Source organism: Acidaminobacter sp., assembly GCF_030247605.1.
Taxonomy (GTDB): domain Bacteria; phylum Bacillota; class Clostridia; order Peptostreptococcales; family Acidaminobacteraceae; genus Acidaminobacter.
The window spans coordinates 14,980-30,360 of record NZ_JAOTSB010000006.1 but is presented as its reverse complement, the minus strand read 5'-3'; the positions used below and the strand labels follow the sequence as shown (position 1 = coordinate 30,360).

Genomic DNA, 15,381 nt, shown 5'->3' with positions numbered 1-15,381 from the left:
CTACCGCCCCAGCGCTGCCATGACAGTTGGAATCAGCCCATAAAAGCTGACGAACAGCTTGAGGCCAAAGTAGATCACAATGACACCGCAGACCAGGTTCACTATTTTGAGCACCTTCAGGTCGATCAGTTTGTTGAAGTGGTTTGTAACCAGGGAAAGCCCCGTAAACCAAGTCATGGACGCCGCGCAGACGCCAAGGAGAAACAGGTTGCCCTGGGCTGCCGTCAGCGTGGCCTTCATCCCGCCAAGGAGCAGCGAGCCGTCAATCAGCGCCTGGGGGTTCATCCAGGTCACCACAAAGCAGGTCAGCGCTATGGCCTGGATCGTCTTTGGCGTCCGGTCTGTTTCCAGCTTCGGTGTCGACCGCATGATACTCACGCCAATACTGACGACCATAATGCCGCCCACGAGAAGAAAGGCCGCGCGAATCAGGTCATTGGCCCCAACAAGGGTGCCCACGCCCAGAAAACATACCACCGCCAGGGAAATGTCAAAGAGAACCGTGATCCAGGCCACCATGAGCGCCCGCCATCGATCCATAGTCAGGGCGGAATTGATGACATTGAGATTCTGCATGCCAATTGGCGCCACATAGGCCAGCCCCAGCAGGAAGCCCTGAAACAGGCTATTCATCTTGATCGCCTCCCCTATTAATGACTGTCTCATCCAAATAGCCGGCAGAGGCGCCGTCAGTTCCTGAACCAGCCTCATTGTCCATTTCCAGCCAGCTCTTAGGCATCCTTTCCTCATAGGCGTCCAGGAAAGAGTGCACGGCGCCGTCCTTGCGCCAGCCCAGGACCATCCCCATATCCACGTTTTCCGCCGCGTGGAAGAGGCACTTCTCCACATCCGGGTTCATGGTCTTCAGAGTCTCAAGCAGCGCCTTCAGCTCGTAGCGGCGGTTCGAAGTCCGCTTGGCGGCTACCATGCAGGCGCAGTTCAGCGGCCAGATGCCTGAGGACTGGGTGAACCTCAGGATGTCCTTTTCGCGGATGTAGTACATCGGCCTAATCAGTTCTATGCCAGGATAATTGGTGGATTTCAGCTTAGGCATCATAGTCCCGAAGGTCCCCTGGAAGAACAAATTCAGCAGGGTCGTCTCAATGACGTCGTCGTGGTGATGCCCCAGCGCCACTTTGTTGCATCCCAGCTCCCGGGCTTTCTTGTAAAGGATCCCCCGTCTCATCTTCGCACAGAGGTAGCAGGGATAATCCGACGCGAGCTTTTCAATGGATTCAAAGACCTTCTTATCAAAGATTTCCAGTTGAATCCCCAGGTGCCGGCAGTTCTCCTCCATCAGTTTACGGATCTCCGGATGATATCCCGGATCCATGGAGATGAATTCCACCTCAAAGGGGAACTTCTGATGGCGCTTCAGCTCTTGGAACAGCTTCGCCATCAGCATGCTGTCCTTGCCCCCGGAAATGGCCACTGCCACCTTGTCCCCGGGCTTAAGCATGTCATAGTCGTTGATGGCCTGCACAAACTTGGACCACAGGTCCTTCTTGTAAGTCTTCGTTAGACTGCGTTCGATCTCCCGCAGCGACTTCAGCGGCCCCTCCGGCTCAATGATCTCGCAGCCCGGCCCGGACAGCCCAGGCCCCGCGATACCGGGTCCAGTATCCGCCGCGTTTGAAAGGACGGTGTCTGACACCGCTTGTCCAAATGCTTCTATTTCCTTCAACCTCTTCACCTCATAAAAATTACATATTCACGACGCCAAGACGCGGCACCGGACTCAAAGATTGGCCCGGCACCGCGCGGCAGTAAAAACACTTCTCATCTTTTCAATGTTACCTGATCTCGCGCCCAAGATCAAATGCTTTCAGGTTCAGCGCCAGCGTCTTTTCCGGCACGTGAGCCTCTATGGCTTGGCGCCAGCAGTCCACCGGAATGTCCTCCAGCACTGCAGAGAGCATACCGATAGTCACCATATTCACCACTTTCAAATTACCCAGCTTCCGGGCCTCTTCCAGCGCATTGACCGCCCTGACCTCGACCGCTCTCTGGCCATCCCCCGCAATCAACCCTTCGATGTCCTCCGGATACGCCGCCTTCTCCGTAATCACAGGCACCGGCGGAATCTTCGCAGTATTCAGGATCACCACGCCGCCAGCCTTCACGAACCCGCTCCACCGCAGGCCTTCCAGCGCCTCCAGAGCCAACAGCACATCCGCGCGGCCAGGCGCAATGTTAGGCGAAAAGACCTCTTCCCCATAGCGCACGCTGCCCCATACCTTGCCGCCCCGCTGAGACAGCCCGATCACGTCGTTCGTCTTGACGTCGAAGCCAGCCAGGAAAGCAGCCTCGCTGATAATGGCCGTCGTCATGACGAGCCCCTGGCCGCCGACGCCGCCCAGCATAATGTTTTTAACCATCACCGCTTCCCCCCTTCTTCCGGAGACTTGTCCGCCGGCAGGGCTTCAACCAGCGTTGAGGCTTTTTCCCCGTTTCGGCCTTTGTCCCCGACACGCGAAATCGCGCTGACCGGGCACACTTGTGAACAGACCGAGCAGCCCACGCAAAGGTCCGGGTCAATGGAAGATTTGAGCTTTTCGATGCCGTTGTAGGCTTTCATGACTATCGGCGGGCAATTGGTTTTGACACAGCTGCGGCAGCCAATACAAATCTGCGGGTCCACGACGAAATAAGGCTCGCGGATCTTGAAATTGAGGGCACACGGCCGGGTGGTCATCACGATGGACAGCCCCTCAAACTTCAGCTCCTCCTCAATGGCCGCCTTGGCCCCCTTGTAGTCAAACTGGTCCACGACCCTGACTCTCGGGAAGCCCATGGCCTTCAGCAGCTCCGGAATGGAGGTGTTCATGTCCCAGTCCTTCGTGTAGCTGCCGGAGGTGGCGGTCATCTGGCCGCCTGTCATGGCTGTGGTCCCGTTGTTCAGGATGATCAGCGTCAGGTTGGCTGCCGGATCCAGCTGGTGCAGCAGGTTCAGCGCTCCCGTCATGCCCGAGTGGAAAAACGTGCCGTCCCCAATCACGCTGACCAGTGGCTCCGCCTTCCCACTGAGGGACAGCGCCTTGCTCATGCCCTTCATTATGCCGATGGTCGCCCCCATACTAATAATCGTATTCAGCATATGCAGCGGCTCCAGCACCGCCAGGGAGTAGCAGCCAATATCGCCAATCACGCTGATTTTGTTCTTCTTCAGTATGTCAAACACCGGCCGGTGCGGACAGCCCGCGCAGAACATGGAAATCCGGGCTACTGTGTCCACTTCTCCGGCGGTCTCATAATTCGCTGCCTTAAGGACACCGGCTTTCACCAGCCCCGCCTCAATCAGCTCCGTATGCAGCTCTCCGGTAAAGCTGAAGTATTTTTTGCCTTCACAGGCAATGCCGTGGATCTTGAGCTCGTTCTCAATGAACGGCGTCAGCTCCTCCAGAACCAGCACCTGCTCGTAATCCTCTGCCAGAGACCGGAGTGCTTCTATTGGCAGCGGATACACCATGCCCAGCTTGTATATGTCGACAGGCGCCTCCAGCTCTTTCAGGTTGTAGTACAATAGCCCCGAGGTGATAATCAGGGTCTTGTGCGGAGAGAGAAACTGGGGGTCGATAGGCGCTAGCCGCTGCACCGAGTTTCTCCCATCTCCCTCCCAAACCTCAAGGAAGTTGATGTCCCATCCGCAGGCTTCCGCCGTCAAGCGCTCGATGCGCTTTTTCATCTCAAATTGCTTTGGAAACGTGTTGGGCGGCACCATGCCAAAATCCTCCGGGATCTTGGAAAAGCCCGAGATGTCCCGAACTTCCCGCTCCAATTCTTCAACCGGCCCCCGGCTGTGGCAGACCCGGCTTGTCATGCGGAGCATAACCGGCAGACCATAGTCCTCGCTGAGGGAAAACCCAAGCTTGGCAAAGTCCTTGGCTTCCTGGGAAGAGCCCGGATCCAGAATCGCCATATTGGCGAATTTCCCCAGCACCCGGTTATCCTGCTCGTTTTGGGAGGACGCCATGCCGGGGTCTTCCCCTGACACCAGCAAAAATCCACCCTGAATAGGCGTTTGCGTAAACGTCATGAGTGGATCCATGGCTATGTTGACCCCCACATGCTTCATGGATACCATGGCCCTAGCCCCCGTGAAGGACGCGCCAATCCCGACCTCCAACGCCACCTTCTCATTGACGGAAAACTCTGCATAGACCTCTGGTGAATACGCCCGGACCGCCTCCAGCAGCTCTACTGTCGGTGAGCCCGGATAGCTTGACGCCACCAGACCGCCGGCCTCGTAAAACCCCCGGGCCGCCGCCTCATTCCCTGTCATCAGCTTGACTTCCAAGAAGATCCCTCCCTCAAAGACTATTGCCTTAAGTTCCCTATCACGCCTGCTCAAGCACAAGAAATTTCAAATTGTATTACGCTGTCTTCCAAGTCAGAATTCGCATCCAACACAGCCAACAAATTCGATTACCCTCTGTCAAAATAAGGGCTCTTCCCCTTGACCGACAGCGGCATCCCATACGCAATCTTAACCTCAGACTCAAAAAGACCCAGCTCAACCGCCGCCTTCCCAATAGAAAACATCACCCGGTTGTCCACCCGTCGATCCGCCGCCAGTGACACCGCCGACCCCACCGCAATGCCCAGGTCTGTCACGTCGAAGGTGCAGATCCCGCCCGCGGCCTTGCTCGCCCCGCAGTCCTTATACCCGCACATCCCGCAGAGGGGCACCCCGCGCTGAGACAGCGTCGTGCCTATGAGCACCACCGCCTCCGAATTCAGAACGTTGGCCGCGTCCCGGACAAAAAACGCCGCGCCGCCCTCTTCACCAATCGCCTTCATGCGCTCTGCCAGCGGCTCCAAAGCCTCCGCCCCAGACAAAACCACCGTTTCAATATGATCCACGCCGCGCCCCTTTGGCGCCGTCTTAGCCGCCACGCACATATCCTGAGCCGTTCTCAATACCGCATCGTGATAGACATTGTTGTTTTTCACTGTTAACCCTCCCTGATTTTCGACAGCTGACCCCTCGGCCCGCCTAACCTGTTCCCTTCAAAGCTTCAGCCGATGGTCACCTAACCCAGCCACCCGCAAAATTGACATCCCGGCAAACCCTACAACCCGTAAAAGAACGGCACCAGCACCGGCACCAGGGCAGACAGCACCACCCCGCTGAAAAACGCCATGATGGCCGCCTCAGGATCCGTATACCTCGAAATCACCGGCAGCGTCGAGTCCATGGCAGTCGCCCCCGCTGGGGCAATTGCCGAATAGTGGTTCAAATATTTTGCCAGGAACGGCACGCTGATGATCGTCATGAGCTCCCTGAAGATATTGGTCATGAACGCCACCGCCCCCGTCTGGGCACTGTCCAGCGTCGTCAGCAGGATCCCGGAAAGGCTGTACCAGCCGTACCCCGCCGCTATGGCGAGCCCCGTAGATGCGGGCTGGCCAAACATCAGACTCGATACAAATCCCCCCAGAGCGCTGCCGGCAATGATCCCAAGGGGAATCGCCACCAGCATGGTCCCGTGCTTCCGGATCTCCTTAAACACCGAGAGGTTCTGGCCCACCTCGATGCCAATCATCAGAATCAAAAAATTCAGCGCCCACAGGGTGAGCTCCCCAATCAGACCTCCCGCCTCAGGCGGAAGGGCGACGTATCCCACGCCAATCCCCGCTGCGATCGCACCAATCAGCATCCAAATCATTTGTGGCGCACCTCCCGAACAAGCACCCGGCTGAGTCCGTAGACCACCAGGATGCTGAATACACTGGTCAGCGCCGCGTAGGTAAACGCCTGCATCCCCAGCGACCGAAGGTTCCCCAGAATCTCCTCATTGAGGCCTATGGACAGCCCCATGGAAAACAGCAGCAGGACGACCCCAATTTGTTGAAGCCTCCCAACCCACTTCTTCTGCCGCTCCCCAAACTTCACTACCGCGCCGATGGTCACGCCCACCGCCAAAAACACCAAAATTCGCCACATGTCAAATTTTCTCCCTATTGTTGAATTGTTACTTCTATTCTACACGAAAATTTGAACAGCGGCTTTGGAAATTTGGAGGATTTAATGACCATCGGCAAAGTCTTTGAAAAGTCTTTGAAAAGTCTTTGGAAGGGAGGTTCAAAACGGGGCTTCTGCGCTGAAATCACCAGTTGACAGCCGCCGGAAGTCGTATATAATTTTAAAGGATGCTACTTAAGAGAAAATTTCCCCCATGCGGATGTCGCGGCGGGGGTGTGCTGCGAGGGCCTGTGCTCTCAATTATAAAGGAGTTTGAGCATGAGTATTTTGAATGTCAGAAACCTGAGCCACGGGTTTGGCGACCGGGCCATCTTCCAGGACGTCTCGTTCCGCCTGCTGAAGGGTGACCACATTGGGCTGATCGGGGCTAACGGCGAGGGCAAATCCTCGTTTATGAACATCATTACGAACAAGCTGATGCCGGACGAGGGCAATATTGAATGGTCCAAGCGCGTGCGCGTCGGTTATCTGGACCAGCATACGTCCCTGAGCCCGGACCTGACCATCCGGGACGTGCTGAACAAGGCGTTCCAGTACCTCTTCGACCTGGAGGCGGAGATGCACAGCCTCTTCGAGGCTATGGCGGATGTGGAGCCGGACGAGCTCGAGGACATCCTCGAGGATACCGGGACTATTCAGGACCTGCTGGATCACAATGACTTTTACAACATCGACTCCAAGGTGGAGGAAGTTGCCCGCGCGCTGGGGCTGTCAGAGATCGGTCTCGAAAAGAGCGTCGCGGACCTTAGCGGCGGTCAGCGGACCAAGGTCTTGCTTGCGAAGCTATTGCTTGAGAAGCCGGACATTCTGCTCCTGGACGAGCCGACGAACTACCTCGACGAGCCGCACATCGAGTGGCTCAAGCGCTACCTGAACAACTACGAGAACGCGTTCATCCTGATCACCCACGACATTCCGTTCCTGAACTCGGTGGTCAACCTGATCTATCACATGGAAAACCAGAAGCTGGATCGTTATGTGGGCCAGTATGAGGACTTCATGGCGGTTTACGAGATGAAGAAGAGCCAGCTGGAGTCTGCCTACAAGCGCCAGCAGCAGGAGATCTCCGATCTGGAGGACTTCGTCCAGCGGAACAAGGCCCGCGTGGCGACCCGCAACATGGCTATGTCCCGCCAGAAAAAGCTGGACAAGATCGACCGGATCGAGCTGGCCAAAGATAAGCCAAAGCCGGAGTTCAATTTCAAGGAAGCCAGGGCGTCCGCCAAGGTCGTCTTCAAGACCACGGATCTGGTGATTGGTTATGACACGCCGCTGTCGAGACCTTTGAACCTGCAGCTGGAACGAGGCCAGAAAGTTGCCCTGACCGGCGCTAACGGCCTGGGTAAGACGACGCTTCTGAGGAGTATTTTGGGACTGATCCCTTCCATCAGCGGAACAGTAGAACTGGGGGATTATCTGTCAATTGGGTATTTCGAGCAGGAGATCAAGGAAGCCAACTACAACACCTGTATCGAGGAAATCTGGCAGACCTTCCCGTCCTATAATCAGTTTGAAGTGCGCTCCGCACTGGCCAAATGCGGTTTGACCAACAAGCACATCGAGAGCAAGGTGCTGGTCCTCAGCGGCGGTGAGCAGGCGAAGGTGCGCCTGTGCAAGCTGATCAACCGCGAATCCAACCTTCTCGTCCTGGACGAGCCGACCAACCACCTGGATGTGGACGCCAAGGAAGAGCTCAAGCGAGCCCTCAAGGCCTACAAGGGCAGCGTCCTTCTCATCAGCCACGAACCGGAGTTTTATCGCGACGTCGCGACTGAAGTTTGGAATTGTGAGGATTGGACTACGAAGATTTTTTAGTTTTTATGATAAAATGTTTAAAGGTAAAAAATGAAGGAAGGCGGGGGCACCGCCTTCCTTCATTTTTCTTGAATTAAGTTAAGAAATTAACGTGGTGACAGTCACTCATTCAACTTCAGTGCCTGTCACTCATTCAACTTTGGTGCCTGTCACCAATCTAAATTTTGTACCAGAGCTTGGTGTAAATTTACACCTCGTTTTTTAATGGAAGGCGGTGCCACCGCCATCCTTCCCTATTTCCTTTTTCTTACATTTTCTTCAACAAACCTCATTCTCCCAAACCCGCTGATACTCATGACTGACCACCAGATACACTGAATCCAGGTCCTCGAAGGCCAAGCTTCGAAAATCGCTATAGGTAAACCTGGCGCAGACGCCGCAGCTGGAGCTGATCGTTCTCGGGACTGGCAAGAGCTTGCAAGCCTCATTCAAAGCCTTGAGCTTTCGCTCAAATTTCAAAGCGCCTGCATGGGTGTGAAAGGTGGCTACAAAATAGGTTTCCGCCATTGTCAGACCGCCTATTTGCTCGCGCGAATCAGCGTATCATCGCCATTCGGGCTGGCATCCACGTTCTTGAAGCCCGCGCTTTTCAGAAAGCGCGTCACATTGCCGAGCGCTGCCGCGTTGTCCACGAGGACTTCCACTTTTGAAGTCAACCCAGAACCCGCCACAGCCTTTTTCGTCATAAGCACAGGCTGAGGGCAGGACATGCCACGGGTATCGATGACTGCCATGTTACATCGCCTCCTTGAGTTCTTTGGCTTTTTCGGTGACCATCGGCAAATTCATGACGGAAATGACTGCTACTACGACCAACAGCAAGATCACTGCCATTTGGCCATTCGCCGTCACGCCCTTGGCACTGGAAGCCAGGCCAAAGTTGTGGGAAATCGCCGCGCCGACAATAAGACCAAACACCGTCACCGCCGAGTCGGAGTTGCCCTCCCCGGAGAGGATGAGCTGGCGAAGCGGGCACCCGCCGAGCAGCACGCTGCCCCAGCCCGTCAGGAACAGGCCTAGGAAGTTCCACAGACCATCCGTATGGGCAATAGGCTGGCTTTCAAAGCCAAGGGCAAACGTCCCAGTCGCCAGATTTCCAATAAAAGCGGTCACGAGAATGGCGCCAACACCCATCAGCAGGTAGAAGTCCTTGAAAAGGATCGCGTCCCGGATCCCACCCATGGTGCAAAGGCGCGTCCGCTGCGCTGCCACGCCGGCAATAACGCCAGCCCCCAATGAAATCAGCAGCGGCGCGTGCAGGGATCCTGGACCCTCTGCGCTAAAGAAAACAAACGCCGGCGCTATGACGAGCAGCCCTAAAAGCCCCATCATCACCACAGGCAGCAGGCTGCCTTCCAAGGTGTTTTGCTTATAATTCCGCTTCAGGGAAAAGCCCTTATTCAGGAAGACTATTCCCATGCCAATACCGCACGCAAAGCCGGCTAGGCCTATCAGGGCGTTCAAGTCACCCGCCGCGAGGCGAAGGATCATGCGAAGCGGACATCCCAAAAAAACCAAAGCGCCTATCATGACTGCCACAGCCAAGACAAACCGCGTCAGCGGCGATGATCCCCCACGCGCCGAAAACTCCTTAAAGTACATAGCCGACCCCATGGCACCAATGACAATGCCTATAACTTCCGGCCGGATATACTGCACCACTTCTGCCCTATGTAGTCCCAGCGCCCCGGCAGTGTCCCTCAGAAAACAGGCAATACACAAGCCCATATTGGCTGGGTTCCCAAACTTGACCAGTGCCACTGACATCAGTCCGATCAGTGCCCCAGCCACAATTATACTGCTTTTTCTCATGACTTCTTAACTCCTCTCATTACCTCAATTTATTTAGTTCATTTTGTTCACAGTTACCATAATATCGCAATTACCATTTCGCATCCAATTGCAAATATAGATTGAGAGTCATTCTCGATAAAATAGTTCTATAGCAACCATCGGCAAAAATCCAGTATTCTAGAAGTAGATAAAAGAGGAGGACACACCATGCATTATTTCGACAACGGCGCAACTTCTTTTCCGAAAGCACCGGGCGTTGCCGCGGCCGTCGCTGATTATATCGAAAACATTGGCGTCAACGTCGGGCGCGGTTTTTATTCCGAAGCCCTGGGCGCAGCGGGCGTCATGCTGGACTGCCGCGAAAAGCTGCAGCGGCTCTTCAATGCCCCGGAAGGCTTTGAAACCATTTTCACCATGAACATCACCGAGGCCCTCAACCTGATCCTCAAGGGCTGCCTCAAGCCCGGGGACCACGTCATAGTCTCGAGCCTTGAGCACAATGCGGTTATGCGACCCGTGGTCTCCCTCGAGAAACGCGGCGTCACCTTCACCCGCGCGCCCTTCGACGAGGAAGGCGAGCTCGACACCACAGCCCTGCCCGGCCTGATCCGGCCAGAGACCAAGCTGATCCTGGTCACCCACGCATCCAATGTCTGCGGCACGGTGAATGACATTGAACGCATTGGCGAAATCGCAGCAGCCCATGGGATTCCTTTGGTGATCGACGCGGCCCAAACCGCCGGCGTCATCCCAATCGATCTGCAAAAAAATAAAGCCAAGGCTATCTGCTTCACCGGGCATAAAAGTCTTCTCGGGCCGCAGGGCGTTGGCGGAATGGTCATCGACAAGGCGTTCGCGGTGCTGGTCGACCCCCTGATTGAAGGCGGCACCGGCAGCCGCTCGGATTCTGAGGAGCAGCCGTCCATGCTGCCGGACAAATTCGAGTCCGGGACCCAGAACCTGCCGGGAATTTACGGTTTGAACGCCGCCCTCGACTATCTGTTCAAAACGGGCATAGATAACATTCACGCTAAAGAGATGCTCCTGACAGAGCGCTTTATGGCGGGCGTTAAAGACCTCATCGGCGTCCGTCTGGTCGGGCGGTCCGGTGTCGATAACCGCACGGCGGTGGTCTCCATTGATTTCGAGCTCCACGACAACGCGGACATAGCCTTTCTCCTCGACAGCGAGTATGACATCAAGACCCGGGTGGGCATGCACTGCGCGCCGGCCGCTCACAAAGCCCTCGGTACGTTCCCCCAGGGCACTGTCCGCTTCAGCTTTTCGTATTTCAATACGGAAGAAGAGATTGATTATTTGATTGAAGCGCTGAAAAAGATTTTGGCGTAAATCGCCCAGTGTTCCTAATGTGGCTGAGTAAACCATAGAAGTACAAAAAATAAACCCCTGCCGATGGTCGCGGTTCCAACCACCATCGGCAAGGGCTTTTTAGTTTTATCAGGCACTTCACAGCTTGGGGACGCGGACAGCTTCTGAGTTGGGGACGGTAATGTAAATGTAACATTCCACATGCGCTATCGTTCATTTTTATACCCAGATCACTTCGACCTCCGTGTCTGGTGTAAATTCAAACTCACACCACCAAACGTGCACCGTCGCTGCTGACGCCTATTGCTCCGCCATGCTGCGCTCCGGTCGCGCCCTTGCTTCGCTCGGTTATAGCTGCGCCCTATATAAACAAAGAAGACGCCGTACGGCAGAGAGCAAGCTCACTGTCCCACGGCGTCTTCTTTGTTTATGCACGTCTGTTAGCCTTTGCCCTTTCCACCGCATCCCGGATTCCTTCGTAGCCGGTGCAGCGACACAGGTTGGCGGAGAGCCACTCCCGCTGAACCGCCTCATCCGCTTCCGGATGGGCCTCCAGCATAGCCCAGGCATTGACCAGAAAGCCGGAAGTACAATAGCCGCACTGGAAGCCGCCGCACTCGATAAAGGCCTGCTGAATCGCCGTATTTTCCAGCCCTTCCACGGTCATGACCGCTCTGCCCTCTGCCTCAACCGCCAACATCAGGCAGGACTTCACCGGCCTTCCTTCCAGAAGCACCGTACAGGCGCCGCAGTCCCCGTTCTCACACCCCGGCTTGGCGCCGGTATGGCCCGCCGCCTGCCTGAGCACATTCAAAAGTGTTTCGGATGGCCGCACAGCCAAAGTCCTCAGCTTGCCATTGATCGACACAGAAATTTCAGTCAGCCCCGAATAGCACGCCGCTGCTGATGATTTGCCAGCTTTAGCTTCAGTTTCAAGCAAACGCCCTTCAAGCCTTGCCAGATCCTCAATCCGCACTCCGGTGCCTTTTCCTGCTCCAGTCTCAACCGGATCTCCCAGCTTCGAAAACGCCTCCACCAGATCCCGCTTCAGCAGCCCTAGCTTGTAGACCTTCGACGCTCTTAGGTCATCCACCGCCAGTTCCGAGAGCCGCTCCCAGATGACCATGGCCCGGGCTTCCGGCGACGCCTCCGCCTCAAGTCGCGCCGAGGTCTTCTCCCCGTACCAGACATACGCTGAAACCCCGCTGACCGCCACGCTGTAAGCATCCCCCCGCCGCGTCACCACAGTGTGGCAGATAGGATAATCAATATCCGTCTGCTTTTGGCGGCGACGCCTGAAATAGCGTGTCTCTGCCAGCGCTGCCGGCTCCAGCTCAAACCCCAGCAAAAACTCGCCGGCCTTCAGCTCCAGCCGCTTGTGGAACACCTCCGCCATAGGCCGCTTCACCAGCCCTTCCGGCCCATAGAGCACGACCTCCGCCCCCAGCGTCAGCAGCCCCAGCGCCATTTCCCTATAAGCCAGGCGCCCACAGATGTTCCCGCCGATGGTCAGCGTACCGCGCACCGTATGATCCGCAATCCCTCGGGCAACTTCCGACAGCAGGGTCCCCGGCAACGCTTCCTCAAGCGCCCCAAGGGCCAGGCCGCCACCGATCCAAAGGGCGTCAACCGACACCGGACTGTTCCCAATTCCCAGCGTCTTATAGGCTTCAATGCCCTTTAGGTCAATCACAACGTCCGCTTTGACGGTCCCTTTGCGCATGGCAGTCACCACTTCTGTACCGCCGCTGAAATAGAGGGGCTTTTTGCCCGCCTCAACCGCCTGTGACCACAACTTGTAGGCAGCCTCCGGGTTGACCGGACGTTCAAATACAAAATCAAAGGCGATCATTCGAGGCCACCTGCCTTCTCTGATATTTCTATTTCGACTACTTCTTCAATGTTTTTGCTGGAAGCATTGTTTGGAAGGTCACCATCGGAAACAGGTTCTTCCGGTTCTTTTTTTGTGAAATCCTTGTTGCCCGCCATAGCCAGCCAAACGGATTCCGGCGTCAGCGGCAAATGATTCAGAGGCGCGCCGGACGCCCTGGACAAAGCGTTGGCAAGGGCACCGGGCATGCCAATCACAGCCTGCTCGCCCAGCCCTCTGGCCCCATAGGGTCCATCCAATTGAGGCGTCTCCAGAAACTCAATGTGATAGGTCGGCGCATCGCCATAACGCATGATCTTAAAGTCACGGAGATCATCATTCAGCACCTGCCCCCGGCTGTTGAACTGAAAGCCCTCGCAGGCCGCGAAGCCCAGTCCCATAGCCATGGCTCCGGCGATCTGGCCCCTCGCCAGGGCTGGGTTGATGACTTTGCCGGCATCCAGGCAGCAGGCCGCATTCAGGATCTTGTACGTGCCATCTTGAGGATCCAGGAGGACTTCAACCCCTTGGGCCGCCAGGGTCCATTCGAGATCCGGGTGGCCGGCACCCGTTTCAGGGTCAATTCCCGTCAGCCGCCTGGAAATGTAGCGGCCTCGTCCAATCACTTGGCCTTCAATGGCATTGCCGTTTGAATAGGTGTACCCAAGTGCCACGTCTTTGAGAAGCAGCCCCAAATGAGGCTCACCTTTGACATAAATCCTGCTGTTAGCCACCGTCAGATCCTCCGGTGGCACGCGCAGCACAATGGACGCCGTTCTCTTAAGCTGGTTTAACGCATCCTCACAGGCATCAAGGGCTGCCCGGCCGGCCATGAACAAGCCGCGGCTGGCGGCAGTTGCCCAGTCATGAGGTGCCACCCTGGCGTCTACGGTCATCTGGAGGTGAACCTGTGCCGGTTCCAGGCCGAGGCGCTCCGCGACAATTTGTGCCAGGCCGGTCTTGGTCCCCTGTCCCAGTTCCACAATGCCTGTCTGAAGATTGACGGAGCCGTCCCCGTTAAAAGTCAGCACTGCGCCCGCGTCCGTGTTGGTCGGCATGGCCGGCGCTTTCCAGAGGCAGGTCACCGCTTTGGCCAGGATCCGACCATCCTCCAGCACCTGCCTGCTGCCCTCATTCCAGCGGAGCGCCTGCGCCACTTTGCGGATACAGCCCTTCAGGTCTCCGGTGCTTTCATCCAGCACACTTTGAACCGGCGTCGTGTCGCCGGCGGTGACCGCGTTGCACAGGCGTAGCTCTACAGGGTCCATGCCCAAGGCGTCCGCCAGCGTCTCCATAGCCCTCTCAACCGCGAAGGAAGCCTCCACGTGGCCAAAGCCCCGGTAGGCCGTCGCAAAGGGATGGTTGGTGTAGACGCACAGCGAGTCGCAGCTCACGTGTGGGATTCTATATGGTCCGGTGCAGGAAATCGCCGCCGCCCGACTGATGTTGACCGCGTAATCCGCGTAGGCGCCGCTGTCGAACAGGAATTCCAGGTCTGCGGCCAAAAGCGTGCCATCCCCGGCCGCGCCCAGCTTGACCCTGGCTTCCAGTCCCATGTTGCCCGGAGAGCTCAGGAGGTCCTGCTCCCTGGTGTTGACCAGGCGGACAGGACGGCCGCCAACAGATTTGGACAGCAGATACGCCAGCCCCTCCAGCTGAATGCCGGCTTTGCCGCCAAAGCCGCCGCCTATAGGCGGCGCGATCACGTTGATCAGGCCTTCCTCAATGCCAAAGAAGACACTCATCAGCCCCTTGACCACAAAGGGCGCCTGGGTCGTGGAATGGATTTCCACCTCGCCGCTGCCGTGGATGCGGACCAGCGCCGCCCTCGGTTCCATGGCCACGTGGTCGCCTGGCGGGAACGATGTAGAGACTTCTACAATGGTTTCCGCCGCCGCGAAAGCCTCCACGGCGTTGCCTTTTCGAATCTTCGTGCGGTTCGCCACGTTGGTTCCGGGCTCCGGCAGAATCGCGGGGATGTGAACGTAATCCGCCATCTCAGGGTGGAGGAGCGGGGCGTCCGGAGCCAGTGCGGAGGAAGGTCGGTCGACCATCGGCAAAACCTCATAAACGACCTCGATCTGGTCCGCAGCCGCCTGAGCCTGACGCAGGGTGTCTGCCACCACCGCGGCCACGGGCTCGCCGTGATGGCGAACCACAACCCGGGCAAGAGGCGGCTTGTCCCCGAGATAAAGGCCAATATTTTGGGCATGGAACTCACCGGTCACCACGGATTGGACCCCGGGCATGGAAAGCGCTTTTTCTACGTTGATTGAGAGAATTTTGGCATGGGCATGCGGACTGACCTTGACTGCGGCGTGCAGGACGCCGGCTTCCGTGTTGTCCCCCAGATACTTTTGGCGCCCGGTGACCTTGTCCCGGCTTTCCTTGCGCGGGATTGACCTGCTTATTGCGTGATGCGTGTTTGCGTCGACTTTCTTGTCGTTCACTTCCCTAGCCCCTTCCACAATTGAGAATCATTTTCGCAAGCTCTGGCACCGAATTTATTTCTGTCCGCGTCACCAACTCAAAACCTGTCCGCGTCACCACACTCCGTGAAGGCTAACAGACGTGCACAAGTGAAGGT

The 15,381-nt window shown here is 56.7% G+C and carries 14 protein-coding genes; 2 read left to right on the top strand and 12 right to left on the bottom strand.

Annotated features, from left to right (window positions below):
* The 7 genes from OEL90_RS04520 to OEL90_RS04490 form a co-directional block, all read right to left on the bottom strand.
* Nucleotides 1-633, bottom strand: coding sequence for a LysE/ArgO family amino acid transporter (locus tag OEL90_RS04520; RefSeq protein WP_300687283.1), 633 nt, complete (start codon nt 631-633; stop codon nt 1-3).
* On the bottom strand, nt 626-1,609 hold the full coding sequence (locus OEL90_RS04515; protein ID WP_414635015.1) for a tRNA 2-thiocytidine biosynthesis TtcA family protein: 984 nt from the start codon (nt 1,607-1,609) through the stop codon (nt 626-628). Before OEL90_RS04515 ends, OEL90_RS04520 begins: the two co-directional genes overlap by 8 nt.
* A 184-nt stretch (nt 1,610-1,793) precedes the next feature.
* The gene (locus OEL90_RS04510) at nt 1,794-2,378 is read right to left on the bottom strand and encodes a 2-oxoacid:acceptor oxidoreductase family protein (protein ID WP_291399638.1); all 585 of its coding nucleotides are present in this window, start codon (nt 2,376-2,378) and stop codon (nt 1,794-1,796) included.
* A complete protein-coding gene (locus tag OEL90_RS04505) occupies nt 2,378-4,297 on the bottom strand; it encodes an indolepyruvate ferredoxin oxidoreductase subunit alpha (protein ID WP_307730852.1) in 1,920 nt (639 codons plus the stop codon). The genes OEL90_RS04510 and OEL90_RS04505 overlap by 1 nt, the downstream gene beginning before the upstream one ends.
* Nucleotides 4,298-4,425: 128 nt before the next feature.
* The gene (locus OEL90_RS04500) at nt 4,426-4,953 is read right to left on the bottom strand and encodes a ferredoxin domain-containing protein (RefSeq protein ID WP_291399636.1); all 528 of its coding nucleotides are present in this window, start codon (nt 4,951-4,953) and stop codon (nt 4,426-4,428) included.
* Nucleotides 4,954-5,072: 119 nt separating this feature from the next.
* Complete coding sequence (locus OEL90_RS04495; RefSeq protein ID WP_291399634.1) at nt 5,073-5,669, bottom strand: lysine exporter LysO family protein; 597 nt, start codon at nt 5,667-5,669, stop codon at nt 5,073-5,075.
* Nucleotides 5,666-5,947, bottom strand: coding sequence for a LysO family transporter (locus OEL90_RS04490; protein ID WP_291399632.1), 282 nt, complete (start codon nt 5,945-5,947; stop codon nt 5,666-5,668). Before OEL90_RS04490 ends, OEL90_RS04495 begins: the two co-directional genes overlap by 4 nt.
* 297 nt (nt 5,948-6,244) lie before the next feature.
* On the opposite strand from OEL90_RS04490, the gene OEL90_RS04485 reads away from it, so the two are divergent.
* Nucleotides 6,245-7,801, top strand: a complete 1,557-nt coding sequence (locus tag OEL90_RS04485; RefSeq protein ID WP_291399629.1) for an ABC-F family ATP-binding cassette domain-containing protein — start codon at nt 6,245-6,247, stop codon at nt 7,799-7,801.
* A gap of 258 nt (nt 7,802-8,059) precedes the next feature.
* Here the strand turns inward: OEL90_RS04485 and OEL90_RS04480 are convergent, their stop codons facing one another.
* Genes OEL90_RS04480 through yedE form a run of 3 tightly spaced genes read right to left on the bottom strand, consistent with a single transcriptional unit; the run spans nt 8,060 to nt 9,613 of the window.
* Nucleotides 8,060-8,308 carry a DUF3343 domain-containing protein gene (locus OEL90_RS04480; RefSeq protein WP_291399627.1) on the bottom strand — a complete coding sequence of 83 codons (249 nt, stop codon included), beginning with the start codon at nt 8,306-8,308 and terminating at the stop codon, nt 8,060-8,062.
* Between the two features lie 11 nt (nt 8,309-8,319).
* A complete protein-coding gene (locus OEL90_RS04475) occupies nt 8,320-8,535 on the bottom strand; it encodes a sulfurtransferase TusA family protein (RefSeq protein ID WP_300687279.1) in 216 nt (71 codons plus the stop codon).
* A gap of 1 nt (nt 8,536) precedes the next feature.
* Nucleotides 8,537-9,613, bottom strand: coding sequence for a YedE family putative selenium transporter (gene yedE / locus OEL90_RS04470; RefSeq protein WP_300687277.1), 1,077 nt, complete (start codon nt 9,611-9,613; stop codon nt 8,537-8,539).
* 189 nt (nt 9,614-9,802) lie between these two features.
* Between yedE and OEL90_RS04465 the strand changes: the two genes are divergently transcribed.
* Nucleotides 9,803-10,945: an aminotransferase class V-fold PLP-dependent enzyme gene (locus tag OEL90_RS04465; protein WP_300687276.1), complete on the top strand. Its 1,143-nt coding sequence runs from the start codon at nt 9,803-9,805 to the stop codon at nt 10,943-10,945.
* A gap of 406 nt (nt 10,946-11,351) precedes the next feature.
* Here OEL90_RS04465 and OEL90_RS15155 read toward each other — a convergent pair whose 3' ends face one another.
* Entirely contained in the window at nt 11,352-12,776 is a 1,425-nt protein-coding gene (locus tag OEL90_RS15155; RefSeq protein WP_331488105.1) for a 2Fe-2S iron-sulfur cluster-binding protein, read from the bottom strand.
* Nucleotides 12,773-15,244 (bottom strand): xanthine dehydrogenase family protein molybdopterin-binding subunit, encoded by a 2,472-nt coding sequence (locus tag OEL90_RS15125; protein ID WP_300687274.1) that lies wholly within the window; start codon nt 15,242-15,244, stop codon nt 12,773-12,775. The genes OEL90_RS15155 and OEL90_RS15125 overlap by 4 nt, the downstream gene beginning before the upstream one ends.
* Nucleotides 15,245-15,381: the final 137 nt, after the last annotated feature.